This is a genomic window from Actinomadura sp. 6N118, assembly GCF_044326415.1.
In the GTDB taxonomy this organism is placed as follows: domain Bacteria; phylum Actinomycetota; class Actinomycetes; order Streptosporangiales; family Streptosporangiaceae; genus Spirillospora.
In genome coordinates this window covers 201,270-226,834 of the sequence record NZ_JBIRAZ010000019.1, presented here as the reverse complement: position 1 = coordinate 226,834, position 25,565 = coordinate 201,270, and the positions used below count along the sequence as shown (strand labels likewise).

General features: G+C 69.4%; 22 protein-coding genes. 10 read left to right on the top strand and 12 right to left on the bottom strand.

Features of this window, described 5'->3' with window-relative positions:
* Positions 1–220 precede the first annotated feature (220 nt).
* On the bottom strand, positions 221–1,009 hold the full coding sequence (locus ACH34W_RS39635; protein ID WP_395966333.1) for a dienelactone hydrolase family protein: 789 nt from the start codon (positions 1,007–1,009) through the stop codon (positions 221–223).
* Between the two features lie 155 nt (positions 1,010–1,164).
* Here ACH34W_RS39635 and ACH34W_RS39630 point away from each other — a divergent pair, with 155 nt between their 5' ends.
* On the top strand, positions 1,165–2,136 hold the full coding sequence (locus ACH34W_RS39630; protein ID WP_395966332.1) for a GlxA family transcriptional regulator: 972 nt from the start codon (positions 1,165–1,167) through the stop codon (positions 2,134–2,136).
* A gap of 89 nt (positions 2,137–2,225) precedes the next feature.
* Here the strand turns inward: ACH34W_RS39630 and ACH34W_RS39625 are convergent, their stop codons facing one another.
* Positions 2,226–3,236, bottom strand: a complete 1,011-nt coding sequence (locus ACH34W_RS39625) for an alpha/beta hydrolase family protein (RefSeq protein WP_395966331.1) — start codon at positions 3,234–3,236, stop codon at positions 2,226–2,228.
* Positions 3,233–4,156, bottom strand: a complete 924-nt coding sequence (locus tag ACH34W_RS39620; protein ID WP_395966330.1) for a zinc-binding dehydrogenase — start codon at positions 4,154–4,156, stop codon at positions 3,233–3,235. Before ACH34W_RS39620 ends, ACH34W_RS39625 begins: the two co-directional genes overlap by 4 nt.
* 88 nt (positions 4,157–4,244) lie before the next feature.
* On the opposite strand from ACH34W_RS39620, the gene ACH34W_RS39615 reads away from it, so the two are divergent.
* Positions 4,245–5,174, top strand: coding sequence for a LysR family transcriptional regulator (locus tag ACH34W_RS39615; RefSeq protein WP_395966329.1), 930 nt, complete (start codon positions 4,245–4,247; stop codon positions 5,172–5,174).
* 80 nt (positions 5,175–5,254) lie between these two features.
* Here ACH34W_RS39615 and ACH34W_RS39610 read toward each other — a convergent pair whose 3' ends face one another.
* Genes ACH34W_RS39610 through ACH34W_RS39590 form a run of 5 tightly spaced genes read right to left on the bottom strand, consistent with a single transcriptional unit; the run spans position 5,255 to position 10,982 of the window.
* Entirely contained in the window at positions 5,255–6,085 is an 831-nt protein-coding gene (locus ACH34W_RS39610) for a carbohydrate ABC transporter permease (protein WP_395966328.1), read from the bottom strand.
* Complete coding sequence (locus ACH34W_RS39605; protein WP_395966327.1) at positions 6,075–7,019, bottom strand: carbohydrate ABC transporter permease; 945 nt, start codon at positions 7,017–7,019, stop codon at positions 6,075–6,077. Before ACH34W_RS39605 ends, ACH34W_RS39610 begins: the two co-directional genes overlap by 11 nt.
* Positions 7,019–8,269, bottom strand: a complete 1,251-nt coding sequence (locus tag ACH34W_RS39600; RefSeq protein ID WP_395966326.1) for an extracellular solute-binding protein — start codon at positions 8,267–8,269, stop codon at positions 7,019–7,021. Before ACH34W_RS39600 ends, ACH34W_RS39605 begins: the two co-directional genes overlap by 1 nt.
* A gap of 15 nt (positions 8,270–8,284) precedes the next feature.
* The gene (locus ACH34W_RS39595; RefSeq protein WP_395966325.1) at positions 8,285–9,964 is read right to left on the bottom strand and encodes an FAD-dependent oxidoreductase; all 1,680 of its coding nucleotides are present in this window, start codon (positions 9,962–9,964) and stop codon (positions 8,285–8,287) included.
* Position 9,965: 1 nt separating this feature from the next.
* Positions 9,966–10,982 (bottom strand): LacI family DNA-binding transcriptional regulator, encoded by a 1,017-nt coding sequence (locus tag ACH34W_RS39590; protein WP_395966324.1) that lies wholly within the window; start codon positions 10,980–10,982, stop codon positions 9,966–9,968.
* A gap of 221 nt (positions 10,983–11,203) precedes the next feature.
* On the opposite strand from ACH34W_RS39590, the gene ACH34W_RS39585 reads away from it, so the two are divergent.
* The 5 genes from ACH34W_RS39585 to ACH34W_RS39565 all read left to right on the top strand — a co-directional run bounded on the left by ACH34W_RS39585 (position 11,204) and on the right by ACH34W_RS39565 (position 18,310).
* Entirely contained in the window at positions 11,204–13,111 is a 1,908-nt protein-coding gene (locus ACH34W_RS39585; RefSeq protein WP_395966323.1) for a hypothetical protein, read from the top strand.
* Positions 13,111–14,058, top strand: a complete 948-nt coding sequence (locus tag ACH34W_RS39580) for an alpha/beta hydrolase (protein WP_395966322.1) — start codon at positions 13,111–13,113, stop codon at positions 14,056–14,058. Before ACH34W_RS39585 ends, ACH34W_RS39580 begins: the two co-directional genes overlap by 1 nt.
* A gap of 427 nt (positions 14,059–14,485) precedes the next feature.
* Positions 14,486–15,265: a DUF4158 domain-containing protein gene (locus tag ACH34W_RS39575; protein WP_395966321.1), complete on the top strand. Its 780-nt coding sequence runs from the start codon at positions 14,486–14,488 to the stop codon at positions 15,263–15,265.
* Positions 15,266–15,279: 14 nt separating this feature from the next.
* Positions 15,280–17,421, top strand: coding sequence for a Tn3 family transposase (locus ACH34W_RS39570; protein ID WP_395966320.1), 2,142 nt, complete (start codon positions 15,280–15,282; stop codon positions 17,419–17,421).
* A 412-nt stretch (positions 17,422–17,833) separates the two neighbouring features.
* Positions 17,834–18,310, top strand: a complete 477-nt coding sequence (locus tag ACH34W_RS39565) for a hypothetical protein (protein ID WP_395966319.1) — start codon at positions 17,834–17,836, stop codon at positions 18,308–18,310.
* A gap of 827 nt (positions 18,311–19,137) precedes the next feature.
* Here ACH34W_RS39565 and ACH34W_RS39560 read toward each other — a convergent pair.
* The 4 genes from ACH34W_RS39560 to ACH34W_RS39545 all read right to left on the bottom strand — a co-directional run bounded on the left by ACH34W_RS39560 (position 19,138) and on the right by ACH34W_RS39545 (position 22,403).
* Positions 19,138–19,878: a HisA/HisF-related TIM barrel protein gene (locus tag ACH34W_RS39560; protein WP_395966318.1), complete on the bottom strand. Its 741-nt coding sequence runs from the start codon at positions 19,876–19,878 to the stop codon at positions 19,138–19,140.
* 544 nt (positions 19,879–20,422) lie between these two features.
* The gene (locus ACH34W_RS39555; RefSeq protein WP_395966317.1) at positions 20,423–21,007 is read right to left on the bottom strand and encodes an RICIN domain-containing protein; all 585 of its coding nucleotides are present in this window, start codon (positions 21,005–21,007) and stop codon (positions 20,423–20,425) included.
* Positions 21,008–21,039: 32 nt separating this feature from the next.
* Complete coding sequence (locus ACH34W_RS39550; RefSeq protein ID WP_395966316.1) at positions 21,040–21,414, bottom strand: hypothetical protein; 375 nt, start codon at positions 21,412–21,414, stop codon at positions 21,040–21,042.
* A gap of 260 nt (positions 21,415–21,674) precedes the next feature.
* On the bottom strand, positions 21,675–22,403 hold the full coding sequence (locus tag ACH34W_RS39545; protein WP_395966315.1) for an SDR family oxidoreductase: 729 nt from the start codon (positions 22,401–22,403) through the stop codon (positions 21,675–21,677).
* Positions 22,404–22,491: 88 nt separating this feature from the next.
* Here ACH34W_RS39545 and ACH34W_RS39540 point away from each other — a divergent pair, with 88 nt between their 5' ends.
* From ACH34W_RS39540 to ACH34W_RS39530, 3 genes are read left to right on the top strand one after another with little or no spacing between them, the layout of a single operon-like run.
* A complete protein-coding gene (locus ACH34W_RS39540; RefSeq protein ID WP_395966314.1) occupies positions 22,492–22,770 on the top strand; it encodes an acyl carrier protein in 279 nt (92 codons plus the stop codon).
* The gene (locus ACH34W_RS39535) at positions 22,767–23,939 is read left to right on the top strand and encodes a cytochrome P450 (RefSeq protein WP_395966313.1); all 1,173 of its coding nucleotides are present in this window, start codon (positions 22,767–22,769) and stop codon (positions 23,937–23,939) included. Before ACH34W_RS39540 ends, ACH34W_RS39535 begins: the two co-directional genes overlap by 4 nt.
* Entirely contained in the window at positions 23,936–25,546 is a 1,611-nt protein-coding gene (locus tag ACH34W_RS39530; RefSeq protein ID WP_395966312.1) for an AMP-binding protein, read from the top strand. Before ACH34W_RS39535 ends, ACH34W_RS39530 begins: the two co-directional genes overlap by 4 nt.
* The last annotated feature ends 19 nt before the right edge of the window (positions 25,547–25,565 follow it).

The following is a 25,565-nucleotide window of genomic DNA, read 5'->3' as shown; positions in this document are numbered from 1 at the left end:
ACCCCGGCAGACATCTCGAAAACAAGGCAGCCCGTAGGCGCCAGTTCCGATGCGGGTCATGCCCGAGTACCGGCGACAGCCTGGCAGCAACCCAACCCAGCCGGATCACCTGGATCAAGAATCACAGTTCCGATGTTCGTCGACCCCCCCGGGTCTTCCTCATGGGAGGTCCAGGGCGAGTTTCCCGATGTTCTGAACGAGTCGCGACTGCGGCGGCTGATCAAGATCGTTCTACAGGTCGTGACGATCGTCCAGCCGGGATCAAGCGGTCGGTCAGGAAGGCGAGGATGTCGTCTCTGGCCTTCAGCGTGGGATGCCCGCCCTGGTCGACGAGGTGGGCGGTGACAATGCTGTGGGGCGTTTCGACCACGTCGCGGAAGAACGGGGGCGGATTGGTATTGGCCGAACTGCCCGGAAGGACGCGGCCGTCGAAGGCGTCGCCGAGAAGTGCTTGGTAGGCGGCAAAGCGCTGGCCGGTGCACCAGCGGTCGTTGTCAAAGCGGTAGGCCAGAACCTTCAGTCCATCGCGTGCGATGCGGTCTCGGACCGCGCGTGCGTCCTCGTCGCTGATCTCGAGTCCGGCGGGGTCGTCCAGCGGCAATGAAGGGTGGTTGACCACTGGCGCGATGACGGCCGGCTCAAGCGCCATGGTGAGGGCAAAGTTGCCGGTGAAGCACAGTCCGATCGCGCCGACTCCCGGCCCGCCGCAGTCGGCGTGAGCTTGGCGCGCGAGGCCGCGTAGCCACGCCGCGACGGGACTGGTGCCGCCCCCGGCGAACGCACGGAACTCTGCACTGACGCACGCGCGACGGGCAATCTTCTCCCCATCCTCGGCAGTGGGATAGGCGCCGTCGATCCCGAAGAGCGAGGGGACGTAGACGGTGAAGCCCGCATCCCGTACCCAGCGCGCCAGTCGAAGAACGTCAGGACTGATGCCTGGCATCTCCGGCATCAGCACAACGGCCGGCCCGGAACCCGCGGCGTAGACCGTCTTCACCACCCCGTCCACGTCCACGAGTCGGCGGGAGAAGTCCGTGATCGCGTCGTCAAGGCGTCCGTTGGCAGCACTCATGGTGCCCAGCGTGGACTGATGTGCCCGCATTGGACCCTAGGCCAGATCGCCATATATAGGGGTAATCTCGCCAAGGCGGCGAGGAGGTGAGCGTGAGCGCGCTGCGGGTTGGTGTCCTGGCCTATCCAGGCTGCTTCGCGTCCGAGGTGTTCGGCGTACCCGATCTGTTGACGATGGCCACGCACACTGCCGGCCCGGACCATGCCGGATACGAGGTGTCGATTGTGTCGCCTCGTCGTCGCGTCGCCGCGTCGGGTGGTGCGGCACTGGACGTCTCTCCGCTGCGCGAGTTCGACGTCCTTGTCGTGCCAGGGTTCGAGTTCGCGCCGGGCCTCGACGTGGACGCCAAGCTCGCGGCACTCGCACCCGAAGTCGCCGTGATCCGCTCACACGCAACCGCGGGCAACGCCGTCGTCTCGATCTGTGTCGGTGCGTTCCTGCTCGCCGAGGCTGGACTGCTCAACCGACGCCGGGCCACGACGGCATGGCTCCACGCGGACGAACTGGCTCAACGCTGCCCGAACGCCGATATCCGACCCGAACGTCTGGTCGTCACCGACACCGGTGTGACGACGACGGCGGCCTTCAGTGCCATGTACGACTTCGCGCTGGAACTGATCCGCGAGCACAACGGTGCCGGTGTGGCACGGACAACCGCGCGGGTGGCGCTCATCAACGATGCGCGATCATCCCAGGCCCCGTACGTTGACGCTCGACTTCTTCCGCAGCCCGGCAACGAGTTCTCCCGCAGGGTCATGCGCTGGCTCGACCAGAACCTCGCCGCCCCATACGACCTCGCCACACTGTCCGACGCGTTCAATGTCAGCACCCGGACGATGCTGCGGCGGTTCGCAGACGAGACCGGCCAGAGTCCCCTCGATTACCTGCAGTCGTCGCGCGTCCGCCGCGCCCGCCATCTCCTCGAGACCACCGACAGAACCGTCGCCGGCATCACCACCACGGTCGGCTACAGGGACCCCGGAACATTCGCCGCTCTCTTCGCCAAACACACCGGACAACGCCCACGGGACTACCGCTCATCCTTCCAGCGCAGCGCCAACTGACCGCGACCTTCCCCTGGTGTGCGGCACACAGCGCCGGTCGGCCCTCGGCCGGCTGGCCTACCGGCCGTCCGTTTGCCGGTGGAGCGGAGTCATGTGAGTTGTTCCGAGATCCAATCAGTGGTCGCCGCCAGCCAGTCAGGGCGGGCGTTGCCGAGCAGGTGGTCGCCATGGGCGATGAACACGTACTCGCCGCGCGGTGCAAGGCGTGCCAGCGTCTCGCCGTTGGTCACGCCGGGGATGACGTCGAGCCCGCCGTCCACCACCAGCAGTGGGCAGGTGATCTGCGCAGCGAGGGCGGAAAGGTCCACCTGGCGTACGAAGTTACGGCCGGCCTCTTGTCCTCCGGCGCGCTGGATGAGGATCTGTCGTACCGGAGGCGGCAGCACGTCCCAATCAAGCCGGAAGGGGCCGCTGACAGTGGCAGCGGCCGCAACGCGCGGCTCGCGGGCGGCGCTCTCGGCGACGTAGTAGCCGCCGAGGCTGAGCCCTATGAGCCCCACACGTTCGACGCCGAGCGCGTCGATCACCTGCGCCGTCACCCGGTGGTAGTCGGACCGGACGGTGGAGCTGGCCGCGAGTACGCCCTGCCCCGGTCCGTCCATGGCGAATACGGCCAGGCCCCGGAGCAGCAAGGCTGTGATCACGTCGTGGAACTCCTCCTTGCTGGAGTCCAGCCCGGGCACGACGACGACGGTTGCCGCCGCATCAGCCGGGCCTCGCAACCAGCCGGCGAAACCTGGACCCTCGATCCGGCGCGCGTGCGGCTCTAGCAGCTTCAGCGCGAGACCCATGGCGGCATCCGCCTCGACCGCCGCCCCGGCATCCACCTCAGCTGTGACCGTCGCCTGCGGCCCCAGGGTGGCAAAGTGGAACCAGCGCGCGGCCACCTGGTAATGCTCGCCCGCCGAAATCGCAGTGGCCGCCTGTTCTGCGCGCGTCAGGTGCGCGCGTGCGGTGCGCATCAGGGCTTCGCCCCACTGGTTCAGGTCGGCAAGCTCGCCGGTGACGCGCTGATACTCGTGCGCGTCCAGCCCGGCTCCGGTGGCGCGCGAGAAATTGGCGGCGGCGAAATCCGCAACGCTCATCATGGCGACACTCATCGTGCTCCTCCAATCGTCAGGACGGCCTTGCCACGGATGCGGCGTTCTCGCAGGTCGACCAGGACCTCGGCGGTCTGGCTCCAGGCGGCGGTACGTCCGATCTCCGGGTGCAGCCGCCCACGGGCCACCAGGCGCACCAAGGTGGCCAGATCGTGGCCGTACGGTGCGCCCGCGTAGTGGAAATGCCGGATGGCGGCGTTTTCCGGACCTGCGAAGAAATCGAAGAAATCCAGCGTCACCGAGGTACGGCTGGCTTGGCCGAACCAGATCAGCGTGCCTGCCGCAGCCAGCTTGGCGAGCGCGACAGGCAGCCCCCCGCCGCCCGTGGACTCCAGCACCACGTCGAACGGACCTTGCGCGTCGGCCACGTTCTGCACAACCGCCACCGCGCCGAGCTCTTGGAGACGCGCGCCACGTTCCGGCGTGGCCGTTACCGCAGTCACCTCCGCCCCTGCTGCGGCGGCCAGCTCAGTCACGTAGTGCCCCACGCCACCGGAGGCACCGGTCAGCAACACGCGCCGTCCCATCAGCACGCCTGCGGTTCGGAGCAACCGGAGCGCAGTGATCCCGGCCAGCGGCAGGGCCGCCGCCTGGAGGGCGCCGATCTCGTCGGGCAGGACGGCGAGGGAGTGGGTGGGCACGGCCACGTACTCGGCCCAGCCGCCCTCCGGCGGATGGCCCACCACCCGGGTTCCGGCCGCCGGTCCCGAGCCGTCGGCGGCAGCCTGCACGACCAGGCCGGCGACGTCCTTGCCGGGCAGCAGGCCAGGACGGGGCTTTTCCAGCAGGAACGTCTCTCCCCGGTTCGGCGCGAACGCCTCGACCCTGATCAACGCCTCATCCGGGGCCGGAACGGGCTGAGCGTCCTGGGCGAACTCCACGGGACGCGCCGCATCACCTGTGGGAATCAATCTGTGCATGCCGGTCATGACACCGGCACTGGGGCCGGGTGATCCAACAACGAACGGGAAAGGCCGACAACCATCGGTTGTCACCTAAGGTGAGGCCGTGGATCTCGACTTGGCGCAGGTGCGCGCGTTCGTGCTGGCCGCCGAGGAACTGCACTTCGGCCACGCCGCCGAAGAACTGGCTATCTCGCAGCAGGCGCTGTCCAAGCGGGTGGCCCGCCTGGAGGCCGCGCTCGGCCGGCGCCTGTTCGAACGCGGCGGGCAGGGAGTGCGGCTCACCGAGGCCGGGCAACGGTTCCTCGAACCGGCCCGGCAAACGCTGGCCGCCGCGGATCTGGCTGTCGCCGCCGTACTGGACGCGCACCGCCCGCTGCGCGTCGACATCTGGGGTCACCTGTACGCGCCCATGCGCACACTGGCGCAGGTGGCAGCCCGCGGCGAGTCACGCCTCGAACTCGGACACGGTCGCGACCTGCCGTCGGTGACTGCCGCGCTGCAGCACGGCGACATCGATGCCGCGTTCGGCCGCGTTCACCCTCCCGTGCCCGCAGGGCTGACCCACCGCCTGGTACGCCTGGAGCCAGTAGACGCAGTCCTCAGCGTGGAGCACCCCCTGGCTCACGCGCCGACAATCCGGCCGCAGCAGCTACAAGGCAGTGCGCTCTTCGCCCCGGGGCCGCTCCACCGGCTCGACTTCCTCCACCGCTTCGCCGAACGGTTCGACATCCGAGACCACGTCGAGGGCACGAACCTGGGTCTCGACCATTTCCTTTCGGACTTGGCAGCCGACTCCCGTCGCTTCTTGCTGCTGCCCGCAGATGTGCCCCTCCCACCCCATCCAGCGCTCCGCTCGGTCCCGCTGACGGATCCCACACCGCTGTACGCCTGGTCACTGCTCTGGCGAAGCAACGCCGACCATCCGCTGCTGGACGCCCTGATCAACGCCTTCGTGGCGGAGGCGGCGCGCAACCGCTGGCTGGAGTACGACCCTGCCCACGACTGGCTCCCCGAACGCGGGAACGAGCAGTAACACGGGTTCGCCGAACGGCTCGCCGAGCATGCGGCGCTGGTCCAGATCCCAAACGCGAGAATCATGCCGTACGGCCTGGCTCAGCCCTTCAGGCCCGAATGGGCCAAGCCCTCGATGAACTGGCGCTGAGCCAGGACGAACACCAGCAGGATCGGCAGGGTCGACATCGTCGCCGCAGCCAGCTGGACGTTCCACATCGGCCCGCCGTAGGCGTCCACGAACTGGGTGAGCGCCTGCGGCAGGGTGAACATGTCCTTCGAGGACAGGAACACCACAGGCTCCAGGTAGAGGTTCCAGGAGTGCAGGAAAGTGAAGATCGCCACGGCGCCGAGGGCGGGTCTGGCCAGGGGCAGCGCGACCCGGTAGAAGGTCCCGAAGCGGCCGAGGCCGTCCACCCGGGCGGCGTCCTCCAGTTCGTCGGGCAGGGTGATGAAGAACTGCCGCATGATGAAGGTCGCCAGCACGCTCGGCGCTCCCAGGACCGGCACGAGGATCAGCGGCCAGTGCGTGTCGACCATCCCCGCCTTCTGGAACATCTGGAACAGCGGGACGATCGTCACCTCGCTCGGGATCAGCAGCCCTGTCAGGACCACGACGAAGAGGACGTTCTGCCCCGGGAATTCAATCCGCGCGAAGGCGTATCCGGCCATGGCTGAGACGATCATCGTCCCTGCTGTGACGATCAGTGCGATGTACAGGCTGTTGAAATACTGCCGCGCGAACGGCTGGAGCTCGGCCGCCTGCCGGTACGCCGTGAGATCGAACCGGCTGGGCAGCAGCGACGTGGGGAAGTCGAACACGTCCGCGGCTGGCTGGAACGAGGCGGTGACCATCCACCAGGTCGGGAAGACGAACGGCACGCAGAGCACCAACATGAGGCCGTACAGGGACAGTCTCGTTCTACGACTCATGGAAGACCCACCTCCGCCGCATCCGCCACTGCAGGAAGGTCAGCGCGGCGACGATCGTGAACAGCAGGATCGACAGGGTGGCCCCGTACCCGAAGTGGTGGAACTGGAATGCCTGCTGATACAGGTAGTAGACGAGCACGGTCGTCGACGTTCCCGGCCCGCCCTGGGTGAGCACCGCGATCTGCGCGAACACCTGCAACGACCCCACGACGGTGATGATCGAGGTCAGCAGCACGGTCGGGCTGATCAGCGGCAGGGTGATCCGCCGGAACCGGGTCCACGTCCCGGCCCCGTCCAGTTCGGCGGCCTCGTACAACTGCCGCGGGACGCCCTGGAGCGCCGCGAGGAACAGGACCATGTTGAGCCCCACGTTCTTGAGGACCTGGACGACCACGACCGACGCCATCGCGGTCGACTCCCCGCGCAGCCAGTTCGGCCCGGTCACCCCGACCGCGTCGAGCAGCCCGTTGACCCCGCCGTTGGACTGGAGCAGGAACTGCCAGACGATCGTCCAGGCGACCAGCGAGACCACGACCGGCGAGAAGAACACGGTCCGGAAGAGGACCGTCCCGCGCAGCCGCTGGTTGAGCAGTACGGCCAGCGCCAGCGCGAAGGTCAGGTTGAGCACCACGAGCCCGATCGAGAACAGCACGGTCGCGCCGAGCACCGACCGCAGCTTCGGGTCGTCCACGAGCTTGCGGTAGTTCTCGCCGCCGGTGAACTCGAACGTCGCGGCGAGCACGTTCCACTCGTGGAGGCTGTACCAGAACACCAGCCCGAGCGGCACGAGCACGAACACCACCGTGCCGATGAGCTGGGGCGCGGCCATCAGGTAGCCGACGAGGTTGTCGCGGCGCCGGATCGTCCAGTAGGAGCCCCGGGGGGCGGCCTTGGCCGCCGCCACCCCCCGGGTCCGCAACTCGGTCGTGGACATCACGATCCCAGCAGTGGCTGGATCTTCGTGCAGACCCCGTCGAGCACCGACTTCACGTTCGCGCCGGGCTTCCACAGCGGGTCGAGCGCCGCCCGGACGGTCTGTGCCAGCTCCGCCTGCCCGGTGTGGCTCGGCTTGACGACGCCCTTGCCGATCCCCGCCACGACGACCTTGTCGAGCTGGTCGCGCTTGAGCAGCGGGTTGCTCTTGGCCAGGGTCTCGGCGTTGAGCTGCGAGGAACGTGGCGGCGGGAAGTAGGCCGCGAGCTTGGCCGAGTTGGCCTGGTTGGTGAAGAAGGCGAGGAAGTCTGCGGCCGCGGCGGCGTTCTTGGACTTCTTCAGCACGCCGAGCCCGCCCTGGCCGATCACGAAGTACTCTCCCTTCGGCCCGGACGGCAGCGGAACCAGGTCCCAGCCGAACTTCGCGTCCTTCAGCAGCGACGCACGGGAGATCTGGGTGATCGTCATCGCGGCGTCGCCGGTGAAGAAGTCGACCGTGGTGCCGGGGCCCGGCACCGCCTTGTCGGTGAAGATCGCCTTGTGGAGGAAGGTCATCGCCTCGGTCATCTCCGGGCTGTTGAACCCGCACGTCTTCCCGTCCGCGCTCCAGGCACTGGCACCCCAGCCCGTCCAGACCGAGGCGAGGTTGTCCCAGTTCTTGTAGTCGAAGTCGCGGATGACGAGCCCGTTGCCGCCCTTCGCGGCGACGGCGGCGTTGACGGCCGCGACCTTCTCCCAGGTCCAGTCGCCCGACTCGATCAGCTTCTGCGGGGAGTCCTGCCCGGCCTTCGTGAGCGCGTCGGTGTTGACGAACACGCCGAACGGCGAGGTGGAGAACGGGTAGGCGTACAGTTCGCCGTCCTTCTCCCACAACTTCGTCATGGACGGCACCAGCTCCGCGCCGTTCTCGACCTTCGACTTGAGCGGCGCGAGCGCGCCGGACGCCACGAAGTCGGGTGCCGAACTCTCCAGGATCCAGGCCAGGTCGGGGGCCTTCTTTCCGGCCAACTGCGTGGTCAGGGTGGTGGTGTAGGACTCGACGGGGATCGAATCGAACTTGATCTCGGTGATGTCCGGGTGAGTCTTCTTGTAGTCGGCGGCGATGTCGTTGAAGAGCTTCAGGTGGGCGTCGTTGGACGTCCAGATCGTCATGCGCAGCGCGTGCGAGTTCTGGTTGCCCGAAGATCCGCCGCCGCATGCGGCGGCGGTGGTGAGCAGCGCCGCGACGGCGGCGAGGGCGCGGAGTTTCATGGGGTGGGGGTCTCCTCAGTATCCGACGATCTCGGGCCAGCGCAGGCTGACGCCGTCCCGGGTGAGGCGGTGCTGGAAGTCGGCCAGGAGGGTCTCGTCCTCCCGGACGGCGTGGGGCGTGGTGGCACGGTCCAGGCAGAACGCGGCGAGCGCGCCCGCGGCCTCTCCCGCGTTCCACTCGACCGGATGCAGGCGGTACGCGCCGTTGGTGATGTGGGTGGTGCCGATGTTCTTGCTCGCGGGGAGCAGGTTGGCGACGCGCCGGGGGATGAGCGCGCCGAGCGGGATCTCGAACGGCGAGCAGGCGACGTCGAGGTAGTTGTCGCCGCCGGTCGAGGGGTGCAGATCGATCCGGTACATCCCGATGCCGACGGAGTCGGGGTAGGAGACCGCGCCCTTGTCGCCGCGCACCGCCAGCGACAAGTCCTGTTCGGTGACGGTGTACAGCGCCCTGATCCGGCGCGACTCCCTGATGTAGGGGGCCTGGGCGAGACCGTCGGCGGAGCCGGTGACATCGCCGCGCAGCCGCAACCCCGGATAGCCGGTGCCGCCGTCGTGGCGGGGCGCCTCGGTCTGCATCCAGTACAGGACCGACTTCGACAGTTCGCGGGCCGCGGCCAGGTGCCCGGCCGCGTCGGGGACGTCGAAGGCCGGCCCCTCCAGATAGTCGATCATCGGCCAGTTCACCAGCGTGATGTCGCTGCCGTAGGTGCCGGGCAGGAAGTTCCGGCGGGCGGCGATCCGGCGGAACGTCCACAGATTGCCGTCGCCGGGGCTGATCCGCTGGTCGGCCACGACGGCGAGCGGGTCATCGTCCGGGTTGGGGGTGAAGGAACGCTCCATGATCTCGAGCGTGCGAGGGTTCGGGCAGCGCCAGGACAGGAGCTTGTCGCCCCAGAAGGATGGCTGGTAGTCGCGCCAGAAGCCGTACGAGGCGGGGCGGTCGATCGTGTGGTCGCCGTCGACGTGGTCCATCGCGAAGCACACCGAGACGGCCTGCATGTTGAGCGGCTGGGACTCGGCGGGGGCGCTCGGCTCACCGGCCTCGGCCTGCGCCTCGAAGCCGGTGACGTACTCGGTGCCGGTCAGCGGGAGGAGCTCGCCGATCTCGGTGGCGTCCAGGATGTAGGCGCCGGTGACGACCACGTCGCCCGCGCCGCCCGCGTTGCCCGCGTTGCCCGCGTTGCCCGCGTTGCCCGCGCCGGCCATGTTGCCCGCGCCGCCCGCAGCCCCCGCGCTGACCGCGAGCGTCACGGAGGTGACCCGGTCGCCGTCCACGGTGGCCGCGACCGGCCGGTAAGGCTGGAGCACCCGCAGCCGGCCCGATCCCCGGTAGGGGGCGAGCATCGCCTCGATCACCGCAACCGCGACGCGCGGCTCATGGCACAGCCTGCTGACATGGCCGCCGCCCGGATTGAACTCACGGGCCGCCCGTGCCGCCTCGGTGAGCGGGTAGTGCTCGCGGTAGTAGCGCCGGATGCCCTCGCGCAGCGCCCGGTAGGAGGCCGTGACGCCGAAGTTCTCGACCCACGACGGCTCGTCCGGCGGCACGGCCTGGCTGGTGAGCTGGCCGCCGAGCCAGTCGAACTCCTCGGACAGGATCACGGTGCGTCCGGCCCGCAGCAGGGCCAGCGCGGCCGCCACGCCGCCCAGCCCGCCGCCGACAACGACCGCGTCCGCATGGATCTCTTGCACATCAAGCCTTCCGGTTGCGGGGGGCAGCGAGCGTGGTGCCCTCGACGGGCTCGCACGGCAGAAGTTCCTGGGGCGTTCCGCCTCGTTCGAGGACGTCCGTCAGCAGCTCGACGGCGCGCCAGCCGATCTCGCGCCGCGGGATGCTGAAGCCGGTGAAGCCGGGCCGCCGGTCGGGAGTGCCGAGCACCAGGATCGACAGGTCGTCGGGGATCGAAAGCCCGCGGGCCTTGGCGGCCTCGGTCAGGGCGGTGCCGTCGGCCGGTTCCTCGACGAACACGGCGGTCACGCCCGCCGCGCTCAGCTCATCCAGGATCCGGGCATGGCCGCCCTCTCCAACGGGGAGATGGAGGGCTCGGGGACCGGCGGCTTCGCGGAAACCGCGCATCCGGTCGGTCCGCGACTCGCCGCCTTCCCCCGCCCCGACATAGGCCAGCCGGGTGTGGCCGAGCGCCTTCACCCGCTCGACCAGGGCGCGGACCGCAGGGGGATAGTCCACCCCGACATAAGGAACGGGCCCGCCCGCGTCGTCGCGTCGGCCGATCGAGATGAAGGGGAAGCCCTCGGCCAGCAGCCGGGCGAGATCGTCGCGGTCGACGGTGCGGCCGAGGAGGACGCAGCCATCGGCCAGCCGGACCCGGCTGTCGGCGTTGAAGATCCGCCGCCGTTCCCCCGAGGCCGCCTTGGCGCTGGTGAACAGCAGCAGGTCGCAACCCGCGTCCTCGGCCCGTTCCTCGATCCCGAGCAGGAACGGATGGTAGAAGTCGGCGCTCGCCGAGGGGAACACTGCCTCGTAGGTGAACACGCCGATGATCCGGTTGCGCCGCTCGGCGAGCCTGCGCGCAGCGGGATCGGCGATATAGCCGGTCTCGCGGATCACGCGCAGGACCCGTTCGCGGGTCTCGGGGGAGATGCGCACCTCGGTGTCGGTGCGGTTGTTCAGCACCATCGACACCGTCGTCTGGCTCACGCCGGCCATCCGGGCGATGTCCTGCTGCGTCAGGCGCCTGGGAGGGGTCACGGTAGGTAGCAGCCCAATCTGGTGATAATGCGCATTGGCAACTCGGCGGGCCTCATTCTGAGACGACGTTCCCGCAACTGTCAAGGGGTGATTTTCCCTGTAGTAATTCGCATTATCACCTTGACGACGGATCTTGCCGGGATGAGACTGTGCGGCCAGCCGGACCTTTCGTCGTCACCCAGGGCGAGGGTCGCCGCACCACCCCCCGAGGAGCTGGCACGGTGTTCGAACCCAGAGACATCAGCCGTCGCGGACTGCTGACCGGAGCGGGAGCGGCCGCGCTGCTCACCACCCTGCCCACGGGCGTCGCCTCCGCCGCGAGCCGCGCCGCCGGCCGTGCCGCCGCAGGCAGCGTTTCCGCCGCGGGCCCGCTGCCCGACCTTGCCAAGCTCGGCCCGATCGCGCGGACCGCCTTCGCGCCCGCCGAGCAGCGTGTCGCGTCCTACCTGGTGTCGCTCGCCCCGATGGTCAACGGGATCTCCGACGCCGACGCCGACTACGGCTTCTTCACCGGCGGATGGTGGCGCACGCCCGCCAACGCCACCAACGCCCGGGTGCAGGAGCATGTCCTGACCCTGGCCTGGTTCTACGCCAAGGCCCGATCCTGGAACCCCTACTCCCGCGACCCCGCGCTGCTCGTGGGGCTCGACGCGGCCCTCGGCCACTACCTGGGGCTGCAACACCCCGATGGCAGCTGGCCCGAGTACTCCGGCAGCGAGCACTCCCTTGCGGCGACGGGGTTCGCGCTCGGCTACCTCAGCAAGGTCCAGTCGCTGCTGCGGTCGGCGAACGCGCTGCCCGCCCGCCGTACCCAGATCACCGCGGCGCTGCGGAAGGCCATGACCTGGCTCCTCAATCCGTCCAACGAGAGCGTCTGGCAGAACGACCTGACCTTCGCCAACCAGGTCACCGCCGGGCTCGCCGGGTCGGCCCTCGCCCTCCGGCAGGACCCGAACGCGACCCTGCGCTCGCAGCTCACCTCCGCGATCGGCCGGCTGGCCGCCAACGGGCAGAGCCCCGCTGGCTTCTTCTACGAGGAGTCGGGGGCCGACATGAACTACAACTTCGAGGTGATGCTGCCCGAAATGGCCGATTGCTGGCGGCAGAGCGGCGACTCCCGGCTCGTCAGAATGACCTCCGCCTACACGGACTGGCTCGGCTACAACATGCTGCGTGAGCCCGACGGGTCCGGCTGGATCACCAACATCGCGCCGTCGTCCCGCACCAGCACCCTGTTCTACAACGACACCAGGCCCGATCCGGAACGGACCGCGCTGAACGGGCAGTTCGTCCCGGACGTCCCCTCGCTCGGGGCGTTCCTGCCGGCGCGCGAGGACCTCGCCGCAGCCCGGAAGGCCTGGGCCGCCGCCCCCGCCCCCATCCCGGCCCTCGTCAAACCCGACACCTCGCCACGCATCATCGCCCACGGGCTCTACGACGAACGCTTCGCGACCCGCAAGGACAAGGGCAAGGCGATCGCACGACTGCCGTACCTGAAGTCAAAGCACTTCACCGAGCGCCGCATAGACCTCGGCCAGGAGTTCCTTTTCCTCCGCCGACGCGACCTGTATCTGGGCGGCTACTTCGGGACGCGCCGGGCCACCACCCATTCCCGCACCGGTTTGACCTTCCTATGGCACCCGGTCGCGGGAACGGTGATCCAGTCGCTGAACAACAACGACCACGGCTGCTGGGCGACGGTCTTCCCCGGCCAGGTCGCGGACGCCGACGGCCCCCAGCCCGTCGAGTTCCTCGGCCGTTCCGCCTTCCGCTTCCGTACCCCCACCTCCTCGGTGGTCACCACCGTGACGGCCGCCGACGGGCGGCTGACCAGGTCGGTCCGCGCGACCTCGGCGGCCGGTGAGCAGATCCCGCTCGTGCTGCGCGCCTCCGACACCGTCGTCTTCACCAACGGGACGAGGGCTCCCTACGGCGGCTCGGTCACGACCACCGCCGATGGCCTGGACCTGCACCGGCGCGGGGGCGTCGTCCGGTTCCGGTGGGGCGGACCGCGGACCGTGAGCTTCAGGCCGTCATCGGTCTACCTCCTGGACGGCGCCCGGCGCACCCACATCCTGCTCGTCCAGCACGACGGGAACCTCGACCTGTCCATCAGGCTCGCGTACTGATGCATCCGAACCTGGACCCCGAACTGCGCCAAGCCCTGGCCCGGTCGCCCCTGACCCGGGTCGACTACACCCGCCTGTCCCCGGACGAGCTGCGCGACCTGCGAGAGCTGCGAAGAAAGGCCAGCGCCCCACCGCTGCCGGGCGTACAGGTGCAGGACAGGATCGTCCCCGGTTCGGGGATCCGGGTACGGATCTACCGGCCGCCATCCGTCACGCCAGACGCTCCCTGCCTCTACTGGATCCACGGCGGCGGGATGATCCTCGGCTCTCCCGAGACGGACGACGCACGGGTGTCGCGGTACGTCGCCGAGACCGGAGCGGTGGCCGTCTCGGTCGACTACCGGCTGGCCCCCCAGCATCCCCACCCGACCCCCGTGGAGGACTGCTACGCCGGGCTCGTCTGGACCTACAAGAACGCCGCCTCGCTCGGCATCGACGCGTCGCGCCTGGCCGTCGGTGGCATGAGCGCGGGCGGCGGTCTGGCCGCAGGGACCGCCCTGGTTGCCCGAGACCGGAACGGACCTCCCCTGATCTTCCAGCTCCTGCTCTGCCCCATGCTCGACGATCGAGACGCCACCCCGTCCAGCGCGGCCTTCGCCGAGGCGATCACCTGGCCGCGCGCCTTCAACGTCTTCGGCTGGTCGGCCCTGCTCGGCGCGGCCGCGGGCGGGCCCGACACCCCCATCTACGCGGCCCCCGCCCGCGCCGCCGATCTGTCCGGGCTCCCCCCGGCCTACCTGGACGTCGGCGAGCTGGAGGTCTTCCGCGACGAGTGCGCCGACTACGCCCTGCGGTTGGTGCGCTCCGGCGTCTCCGTCGAGTTTCATCTGTGGCCCGGAGCGTTCCACGGTTTCGACGACGCACCGCTCCCAAGCACCGAACTCGTCCGGCGCGCCCGCGCGGAGCAGATCGCAGCCCTACTCCGCGCGTTCGGAGGCCGAGCGTGACCTGGTACGGAGCCCATCAATGGGTGGCTCTGGCGGCTTTTGAAACACGGCCTTGGAGTCGGCTGGTTGGGGGCGTTCTCGGTGGGGATGTGGCCTGCTTCTGGGATACGTATGAGCGTGGTCTGCGGGATCTCCAGGGCGAACTTCTCGGCGTACTCCACCTTCTCGAATCCGTCGTCCTCGCCCCACACCCGGCGCCTACCGACGGACCTTCGGCGAAACCCGGTAGGCAAGACGGCTTCTGGATTCCTCAACCGCAGAGTCCTGCTCGCGGATGAGTGGCCGGCTACCGCGCACGCAGTATCTGCGACGCGCCTGCGGCATCCGCAGCAATCGGGATGCGCCACCTGCCGCAGCACAAAGTGCGTCTGCATCGAGCGCCATGGTGAGGGCGAAGTTGCCGGTGAAGCAGAGTCCGATCGCGCCGATGCTGGGCACGTTCCTGGAGGACCCGGTGGATGTGCCGCGGGTGGTGGTGGACTACGCAGCCGAGCAGCTGGGGATCGATGACGCGTCGTGCATCAAGGAGTACGCCGAGCGGGGGCCGACGCAGTACGAGCACACCACCGAGATCGGTGGCTTGCTGGAGTTTCGGGACTTCGTCGACGTCGAGGATGAGGTCGGGGCGTTTGTGGCCTCGCGGGTGGCCAAGACGCGGGACTCGCGGCGGGAGCTGTTTGACCGGGCGGTGCTGTGGCTGGTGGAGGAGCGGGTGCTGCTGCCTGGGATCACGACGCTGGCGCGGCTGGTGCGCCAGGTGCAGCGGGACACGCTGGAGAAGGTCAACGTGGCGGTGGTGGCTCCGACGCCGGTGCACACGCGGCGGGAGCTGATCGCCGCGCTGGAGGTGCCCGACGGCAAGCGGGTCTCGACGCTGGAGTGGATGCGCACTCCGGTGGTGAAGCTGACGGGGACGGGGCAGGTGGAGTCGCTGGACCGCGCCTCCTATGTGCTGGGGTTGGGGACGGGCGCGGTGGACCTGTCGGCGGTGGCGCCGGTGAAGCTGGCCGAGCTGGCCTCCTACGGCCTGCACGCCAAGGCCCCCAAGATCAAGAACTTGAAGGGTGAGCGGCGGGTGGCGACGCTGGTGGCGACCGTCCGCCATCTGGAGCGCTCGTCGGTCGACGATGCGCTGCTGCTATTTGACCTGCTGATGTCGACGAAGCTGCTGTCGGGGCGACGCGCAAGAGCAACGTCGAGAAGCTGAAGACGTTCCCGAAGTTGAAGACGGCGGCGTCGCGGATGGCGGCGGCGTGGGCGGTGGTGCTGCGTGAGCTCCCCGACGGCGAGCTGGTCGGCGGCGATGGTGGTCTGGTGTCGATGCCGCAGGTGATGTCGGCGGTGGAGCAGGTCGTTTCCCGCGATGATCTGGCGGCCGCGGTGGAGGCGGTGCGCCAGCTGCTGCCGCCGCCGGGCGAGGGCGACGACGGCGACGCCGAGCGGCGGGCGGCCCTGGTCGACCGGTACGCCACGGTGAAGTCGTTCATCGAGCTGCTGGCGTCGGTGGTCCCGTGGGGCTGCACCGAGGCCGGCAAGCCGATCCTGGCGGCGCTGCGCGGCCTGCCGAAGCTGATCGCCGCCAAGAAGCCCGGCGTCGTCCACATCCATGGGCTGGAGGGCCTGGTGACGGGGTCGTGGCGGCGGCTGGTGTTCGCCAACCCCAAGCTTGCGGCGCCGCTGATCGACCGCCCCGCGTTCGTGTTCGCGGTGCTGGAGCAGCTGCATGACGCGCTGCGTCGGCGGGATGTGTACGCGGTGGGGGCCGACAAGTGGGGTGATCCGCGCGTCCAGCTGATCTCGCCCCGGGTGCGGGAGCGGGACACAGTACTGACCGCGCTGGGGTTGCCGGCCGACCCGCGCGCGCACCTGGCCGAGCTCGCCGACGTCCTCGACGGCGCCTATCGCCAGGTCGGCGCGGGACTGGCGACCAACGACGCCGCACAGATCGCCGACGGAAAGCTGTCGCTGGCCCGGCTGGAAGCGGCTCCGTATCCAGAGGGCTACCAGGCCGTCCATGACGCGGTGGCCGCGATGCTGCCCCGGATCGACTACCCGGAGCTGTTGCTGGAGGTCAACGCCCGCACCGGGTTCCTGGACACGATGCCGCACATCTCGGGGTCAAAGGCCCGCCGCGATGACCTGGACCTGAGCTTGGCGGCGCTGCTGGTCGCCCGCTCGTGCAACATCGGCCTGAGGCCGGTGGCCAAACCGGGCACCACCGCGCTGGGCGAGAACCGGCTGATCGGAGTCGAGAAGGGCTACTTCCACGGTGAGGGAATGGCCGTGGCTGCGGCGATTCTGGTCAGCAAGCAGGCCGAGATACCCATCACCGCCGACTGGGGCGGCGGGATGGTCGCCTCCACCGACGGACTGCGGTTCGTGGTCCCGGTCCGCTCCCTGCACGCCCGCCCCTCGCCGCTGTACTTCGGGATCGGCAAGCGGCCGCGCGGGACGACATGGCTGAACACCGTGTCGGACAAAGTGATGGGGCTGGGCGGCCTGGTCGTGCCGGGCACGCTGCGCGACTCGCTGTACATCCTGGACGCCATCCACCGCCTGGACGCCACCAAGCACCCCGATGTCATCACCACCGACCAGGGCAGCTACAGCGACATCGTGTACGGCATGTTCGCCGCCTGCGGCTACCAGTTCGCACCGCGGCACGCCGACATCACCGACACCCAGCTGTGGTGGATCGACACCGCGATGCTGGACGGCGAGATCACCCGCGACCATCGCGCCTCCAACGGGTGGGGCGCGTTCAACACCTTGGCGCTGCGGCGGGTGTCGGTGCCCGCGGTCGTCGCCGAGTGGGACGACATGATGCGGGTCGCGGGATCCTTGGCGACCAGCAAGGTCCGCGCCTACGACCTGATCAAGATGATGACGGCCGGTGGCCGCCTGACCGGCCTGGGCAACGCCTTCGCCCACTACGGCCGCATCTTCAAGACCCTGCACCTGCTCCAGGTCATCCATGTGGAGGCTTACCGCAGGATGGTCGGCACCCAGCTGAACATCGGCGAGTCCCGCCATGATCTGGCCCGCAACGTGCTCTTCGGCAACCTCGGCCGCCTGACCAGAGGTTATGAACGCGGCATGGAAAACCTACTCGGAGCGCTCGGCCTCGGCCTCAACGCGATCACCTGGTGGAACTCACTGTACGTCGACGCCGCGGTGAACCGGCTGGAAGCAGGCGGGCTCAGCGTCGGGCCACAGGTCCGCGCCCGTCTGTCACCTCTGCTGTTCGCGCACATCAACTTCCACGGCTCCTACCCAATCCAACGACCTGACCTGCAAGGACATCTACGCGACCTGCACGATGCGAACGCAAACGCCTCCGAGCCCGAGCCGCAGAAGCGGTAGACGCCGGTGAGCGACGCCCGCGACAGCTCCGGCGGCGCCGGCGAGACCGCTGGCCGGAATCCGGGGAAGAAGCCCTGGTCCAGGCGCTACAGCGGTCAGAGAGCGCTCAAGGAACACTGGGGCCATTGCCTACACAACAAGTGGCTCATCGCGATGATCCACCCCGACAACCTGCCCTTCCATCGAGTCGCCGAGAAGATCGGTCTGGCCCCTCTGACGGCTATCCGACCATTTACGGGCCTCGTAAGCTCGCTGACGGCAGGCGCAGCGAGAAACCCGCCGCGAGCAGTACTGGGGATCCAGCCGCACAAGCCCAGAACCCACGGACGAGGGTGACGAAACCAGGTGCAGCGGCCGTCCGTATCACCCGTTGGTGTTGACGAGTTTCCAGAGCCGGGCTGACGCTGCGGGCATGACGAGTATCGAGACCGGCCCCCAGCCCGTCAAGCCCGTGGAAGCGCCCGCTGGCCTGTACCAGGCGTGCGGCGGCCGGGACGGGTTCTGGCGGCTGGTGGCCGCCATGCACGAACGCATCATCGTCGACGACATCCTGCAGCCCCTGTTCGCCGGCGCCGACCACCAGGAACCGGTCACCGCCTGGTTCGTCGACGCGCTCGCCCATCCCGATCGCGCCCGGCGCGGCGGAGGGCACCGGCTGCTGTCGGCGCACCAGGGACACGCGCTCACCGAAACCCAGCGCCGCCGCTACACCGCACAGATGACCGCCAGCGCCGACGACGCCGGATTCGCCGACGACCCGGCCGTGCGCGCGGCGTTGGTGGCCTGGCTGGAGTGGGGCACCCGCACCGCGCTGGCCGCCGCCCACGGCCACCCGACACCCCAGCCTCCGGGCTGGCTGCTGGCCGCCGCCGACGACCCGACCGGCTGAAGACGACCCGACCGGCTGAACCAGCACCACCACGACATGCGACAGATCGCAGCCGACTGCCTCCCTCAGAGCCTGGTGAGCAGCTGATCGTAGGGCGCGACCGAGCGAGCCGGGCGGGTGTCGGCGGGCAGCGTGGCCACGACGGCGTCCAACTCGGCATGTCCGTTCTGCCCCGTGGTCGCGAGGCATGCGCATGACCGTGGCCGGAGAGGGGCGCTCGCCCTTCTTCTTGCCCTTGGTGATGACGAACTGGGCGGCGATGTCACGCAGGCTCATTCCCTGGTCGCGCAGGTACAGGGCCATCGACAGCATGTGGTCGTCGGTGACCGATGCGCCGCCGATGGTCTGCCTCGGGTCGCGATCTCGGGAGCGCGGAGCGGAGTGAGCTCGAACGGAATCATCTCTCGCGCTCCGGGATGATCACGGCCGTGCGTGTCGATGGCGACGCGGTGGGCGACCGTTCTCTGAGGTCCGGGGACCGCGTTCCGCGCCCAGTGTTCCGCCAGCCAAGCGGTCCATCTGGTCAGCCGCGGCGGCGCCGTCTCCTGACGGGGCGGTCTATCCGTTGGTGGCTGGCGAGACCTGGGAATGTTGAGGTCCTCGAAACAGAGGATGCCCTGCTCGGTGAGCAGGTAAAGCCGAGGTCGTTGACGAGGCTCTTGACGAGCGCGCTCTTGTCATCCGGGTCGATGACGTCGGCGTGAGCGGACGTGCCGCCCAGAGCCGGGGTGGTGCCCAGCAAGGTAGGGCCGCCTGCGTTCTGCTGGGGGTCCGGTGATGGCGGGCCGGTGGTCTGGCGAGGGCTGGTGGGGTTGGTCAGCGGGTCGTCAGGTTGTTGTGGTGGCTGTGAGTGCTTGGGGCAGGGTGAATGCACCGGTGTAGAGGGCGTGGCCGATGATTGCGCCGTCGACTCCGTGGGGAGCGAGGGCGGCGACGGCGCGGAGGTCGTCGAGGGTGGCGATGCCGCCGGCGGCGACTATCTGTGTATCGGTGCGGGCGCAGACGTCGTCGATGAGGTCGAGGTTGGGGCCGGTCATGGCTCCTTCGCGGGTGACGTCGGTGACGGCGTAGCGGGGACAGCCGGCACGGTCGAAGCGGTCTAGGAGCGCCCACAGATCGCCGCCGTCCTCGGCGCGTCCGCTGTGGGCGAGCCGGGGGCCGCGTGGAGTGGGCCGGACGGGCAGGGTGATGCCGATCCGGTCGGGGTGGTGTGCGATGGCTTCGGCACACCAGTGCGTGTCGGCCAGGGCCACGGTACCCAGGTTCAGGCGGGCGCACCCGGTGCTAAGGGCGCGGGCCAGGGAGGTGTCGTCGGTGACGGCGGGTCCGCACGAAAGCTGGACGCTGACCGCCAGGCCGTCAATGAGGCGGCTGATCTCGTCGGGGTCAAAGCGATACCCCCAGGCGTCGAGCACCAGAATGTGGATCCACTGCGCGCCCTGTTCCTGGAACCACAGAGCTGTTTCCAGCGGGTCGGTCCGCTCGGGTTCGGCGACGACCCCGCCCTGGACCAGATGCATGTTCTGGCCGTCGGCGAGATGCATCGACGGGAACACGGTGAACGACACAGCACACCCTTCGTTCGCGTAGCTCCGCCCGCGCCCTGGCTGGTGCTGAGCACCGCAGCCGACCCATCCGGGGGGCTGCGGCGTCCAGCGCGGACGCGCCGGTTGGACGGTCGCCGGCCGCGGGCGTCAGCATTGGTCCTGCGCTTCAGTGCTCCTTCCCGGGCCACCCTTGAAGATCACGCCTCTGACTGACCGAAAACTGCCATATTCATGCTGTTTCGCTCTTGTGCCTTTCCCGCACGTTCTGTTCGGCTGGCGGGACGTGGGCGATGACAAGGACTGAGCGCCAACGAGGGGGCGATCAGGTGCTGGAGCCGCAGGGGCGAGTGGTCATGGTGTCAGGCGGAGTTCGTGGTCTGGACCGGGCCGTGGTGGATCATTTGTGCCGTGAGGGATACACCCCGAGTGTTGGTGTTCGTGATCGTTCGGCCTGCGAGAGCGCCTGGTTGTGCTGTCTGGTGAGGTTGGGGACGCGGTTGCCGGATGGTGGTCCGCCGCCGCGGCCGGGCCCCCTGATGGGGCCGGGTGGCCTGGTTGGGGCGGGTTAGGGGAGCGACCAGCCTTGGCCGGTGCGGCCGTTGCAGTTCATCCCCACCGTCCAGTCGTCGTGGGAGTAATAGCCCAGGCATTGGCCGGTGTGACGGTTCTTGAAGGATCGCGCGTGGGTGTAGCGGATCTCTTCCCATTGCTGGCTGGTGCCGCCGTTGCAGTCATGTCCCGCCGCGCGGTTGTTGCTGGCGTGGTGGGTCAGGCACTGGCCGGTGTAGACGTTCTTGAAGGTCCGCGCGTTGGCGGGGCCGGTCTGCTGCCATTGCTGGCTGGTGCCGCCGTGGCAGGTTCGTCCCGGCGTGAACCAGTCGCTCATGTACTGGCTCAGGCAGAGCCCGTTGTAGATGTTCCGGAGCGTGACCGTGACGGGCTCGAATCCGGCCGCGGTGGCGCCGGAGTGGGTCGAGGCCGCGGTAGAGGCGGTGGAGGTGGCGGCCGGCGTGCACACGGCCGTCGTGGCCAGCGCCAGGGCGGTCAGGCTCTGGGCGAGCTTTCGGTCGCCCGTGCGGCCCAGACCCTGCGGTGGCCGACGTCGGCGCCGCAGACCGCCCTCAAACAGGGAGCTTCTTTGAGTAGTCACAGAGTGACCGTAGGTGAGTGGGCGGGCGTCGGCTAGCCCCGCGCCGCCCGGCTTTCGTCACCACCCGAACCGCCCCCTCCGTCAAGGCGCGGAGCCCGACCACCCCCTTCCTCGGGCCCAGACTGGCCGCCGTACGGGTTGGCCCGGCCAGCCACGGGCATGCCGTAATCGACCGCGCTGCGCAACACCTTCCCGAGGTAGGCATCGGCGTCAGCAGGCTCCATCTCCCACAACGGCCGCCCGAACCAGGCCCGCACCTGTTCCAGATGCACCACGTCCGAGGAGATCGTCCCGTCCGACAGCCCCGCCGCAGCCCGCGCCAGCATGAAACCGGCCAGCACATCGGTCTCCAGCGCCTCCAGGTCCTCCGGCGTGGCCGGAGCCCGCGCGACCCGAAGATCCTTCACCACCGCCAGCGTCAACTCCAGCCCCCTCGCCTTCACTGCTGCCGCAAAACGAACACGAGGAACGATGAACCTTCAGAATCCCTGAAGTCCCTTCAGATGCCAGAACCGGCATAGATCCGGGGAAGAAGCCCTGGTCCAGGGACCACAGCGATCAAAGAGGAGTCAGGGAATACAGGGGTTATTGCTTAAACGAGCGAAACCATGCAAAAACCCTGCGGAGCGTAACCCGCTAAACGCCACAAAAATACTTAAACGCCCACTCAGAGCAGTCCGCCGGTGGCGCTGATGGTTTGGCCGGTGATCCAGCTGGAGTCGGGTCCGGCCAGGAAGGCGACGATGGCGGCGATGTCGTCGCCGGTGCCGAGACGTCCGAGGATGGTGTTGCGCGCGGCGCGTTCGAGCAGGCGAGGGGGGAGTGACTCGCGCAGCATCGCGGTGTCGGTGGCGCCGGGGGCGACGCAGTTCACCGTGATGGCGCGGGTGCCGAGCTCCAGGGCTGCCACGGCGGTGAACTGCTCGACGGCGGCCTTGGACGCGGCGTACACGGCGTTGCCCGGCGTCGGGCGGCGGACGGCCACCGACGACAGGTTCACCACGCGGCCGCCGTCGCGCAGGCGTTCGGCCGCGTGCCGCAGTGCCAGGAAGGTGCTCTTGGCGTTGACCGCCATCATGGTGTCGAAGTCGTCCTCGCTCGCTTCGGTCAGACGTCCGCGCGGCAGCCAGACGGCGGCGTTGTTGACCAGCACGTCGAGCGGGCCAAGCAGGCTCTCGGCCCGCTCGAACAGGTCGTCGACCTCCGCGGCCACGGCGACGTCGGCCCGCACCGCGCGCGCTCCGGTGGCCGCCGCGACCTCGTCGGCGGCCTCCTTGTCCTTGCGGTAGCCGAAGACGACGTCCGCGCCATCGCCGGTGAGTCGCTCCACGATGGCCCGGCCGATGCCCCGGGAACCTCCGGTCACCAGGGCCTTCCTGCCGTGCAGCGGTCCCATCGGACTCCTTACGACTTCGATCGGTGACTGTTAAACTACATATTGTAATGTACATGATCATCTGTCCGGTCCGAGACGGAGGAACGCGTTGGGTGATCGGCGGCTGAGCCGGGACGAGGTGCACGCGGTACTGATCACGGCGGTGCGGGAGGTGCGGCCCGCGCTGGCGGGCGCCTCGCTCAGCGGCGATGAGCACCTTGTCGCCGAACTGGGGATCGACTCGGTCGAGCGGGTGGAGCTCCTGATCGCGCTGGAGGAGGCCTTCGAGGTCGAGGACGAGGTCGATCCGCGGATCTTCATGACCCCGAGGACGATCAACGAGCTGGTCGAGCGGATCGTGATCGTGGAGCCGGCGGTGCGCGAATGAACGCCGGCGACGGCTCGCCACCCGGGGCGGGGCACGCGCCCAGGGTGTACCTGCGCGGCACGGCGCCGGCCGACCACTTCTTCCGCGCGAAGGACGAGGAGCTCTCGCATGCCGACGGCTGGGACGCCGTCTTCGGCGATCGTTTCGGCCGGGGGGTCCTGAACCTCGACGGCGTCCGGCACCGCGACTGCCGCAAGGCCCTGCTGCCGCTGCTGGGACGGGCCGCCGCACCCGCACACGCGCGGCGCATCAACGACACCCTCGACCGGGTGATGCCGACGCTGCCCCTCGGTACGCCGTTCGACCTGCACTCCTTCACCACCCCGCTGGTCTTCGAGATCGCGGCGGCCGCGTTCGCCGGCCTGTCACCCGCCGAGGCCCACGAGATGCTCGGGCTCTACAACGTGCTCCGCATCCGCGACGTCGAACTCGGGACGGCGGACGGCGACCGGGATGTTCGCCGCATCGGGCGGGCGCGCCGCCGCATGCGCGCGTTGCTGCTGACGGCCGTAGAACGGCTCGCCGATGACGACGGGCCCGTTCGCCGTCTGCGGGCACTGCCGCAGCCGCCGCCGGACGAAGAGATCGCCGGGAACATCGCCATCCTGATCCTCGCCGGGTACGAGACCACCGGTTACCTCACTGCCAGGCTGTTGTGGCTGCTGGCCCGCCACCCCGCCGAGCAGGAGGCGATACGCCGCGAGATCGGTGACCGGACGCCGCTCTCGGCGGAGACCACCCCGCTGCTGGACGCGGCGTTCGCCGAAGCCGCTCGCCTGCATCCTCCGCTCCGGTATCTGCCCCGCCGGGCGCTCACCGATCTCGCCTTCGACGGGACGCGGTTGCCGGCCGGGATCGAGGTGTTCTATGGGATCGGCGACACCCAGCGCGACCCTGGCCTGTTCGACGCCCCGCACGAGTTCCGGCCACAACGGTTCCGCGACGGCGCGCCCGACCGGCTGGCGTGGACACCTTTCAGCGCGGGACGGCGCGTCTGCGCCGGCATCCATCTCGGAACCCTGGGAACCCAATTGATCACTGCCAGGCTGCTGCGGGAGCTCTGCTTGAGTGCCCCGCCCGGCCCCTACATCGGCGACGTCTGCCGCAACGGCGCGACCGTCGAACCCGAAAGCCCGCTCACGGTCCTGCTCCACCAGGTGCACCGGTGAGCGCGGCCGCTCTGGATGCGGCGACCCTTGCCGAGGCTGTGGGACTCCTCGCCCCCGGGGTCTCGGTGACGTTCCCGGCCACCGGAGACAGGCTGACCGCGGCCGACCTCGACGCGGCGTCCGCACGCTTCGCCCATGGACTGCTGGCGCACGATGGGGGTCCCGGCGACATCGTCGGCATCCTGGCCCCCACCGGCCCGCACGCCCTGATCGCCTTGCTCGGGACCGTGCGCGCGGGAGCGACGGCGAGCATGTTCCCCATGTCCGCCGGAGCCCCGGGGCCGGTGGCCGAACGGCTCGCACCGTCCGTCCATGTGGCCGGGATACGGCACCTCGTAGCCCACTCTGACGGTGTGGAGATCGCGACCGAGCTGGCGGCGCGCTGCCCGCGGCTGGTCGTCCTCGGCGCCGACCTGGGCTCACCGGGCAGCCGAGGGCTCCCTGCGGTGGGCCCCGACGCCCTCGCGGTGGTGCAGTTCACCTCGGGCAGCACCAGCAGGCCCAAGGGCGTCATGCTGCGGCACTCCACGGTGATGAGCGGACTGCGGGCGATCGTCCGGTCCAGTGCCATCACTCGAGACGACACCATCGTGTCGTGGGTGCCGCACTTTCATGACATGGGCTTGTTCGGCCCGCTGGCCGTGCTGCTGGCCGGTGGCAGCGCGCAGTTGCTTCCTCCGCTGGCCTTCGTCCGCCGGCCCGCCGCCCTCCTACGGCTGATGTCAGAGGTGAGCGGGACCATGCTGACCGGGCCCGACTTCTCCTACCGGCACCTGGCGACCGCCGATGCGCCCGCCGATCTCGATCTTTCGCGATGGCGGCTGGCCTACAACGGCGCCGAGCCGGTGCGGGCCACGACCGTCACCGGCTTCACCGAGCGCTTCGCCGCAGCCGGCGTGCCCGCCTCGGTGATGTATCCGGTGTACGGGATGGCCGAGGCCACGCTCGGCGTCGCCTTTCCCGTGCCCGGCACTGCCCCCCGGATCGTTCATGTGGACCGGTCGCTGCTGGCCGACGAGCGGCGCGCCGTCCAGGTCGCCGCAGACCACCCGAGGGCCAAGGCGCTCGTCGCCGTCGGAGTCCCCGTGCACGGCATCGGAATGCGGCTGATGGACGGCGCCGAGGTCGCGCCGGGACGCCTCGGGGAGATCGAGATCAGCGGGCCGGCGGTGACCTCTGGCTACCTGCACGACCCGTCCGCCACAGCCGAGGCGTTCGACGGCCCCTGGCTGCGCACTGGCGACCTGGGCTTCCGCCTCGGCGACGACCTCTTCGTCACCGGCCGCCGGAAAGAGATGATCATCGTGCGGGGGCAGAACCACTTCCCCGAGGACGTCGAGGACATCGCCCGCCGCCAGCCCGGCGTCCACCGCGAACGGTGCGTCGCGTTCGCCGACGACGGCGCCGAGCGGCTGACCGTCGTCGCCGAGATCGCGCCCGGCGCCGACGCGGGGACCCTGGCGACGCGGATCAGGGTGGCGGTCGCCGACCACCTCGCTCTGTCCGCGATCGAGGTCCACGCCGTCCGTCCCGGCTGGCTGCCGCGCACGACGAGCGGCAAGTGGCAGCGGGACCTGACGCGCGAACGCATCGCGCAGGAAGCCTGAACGGCTCGCGCCCTCCCGG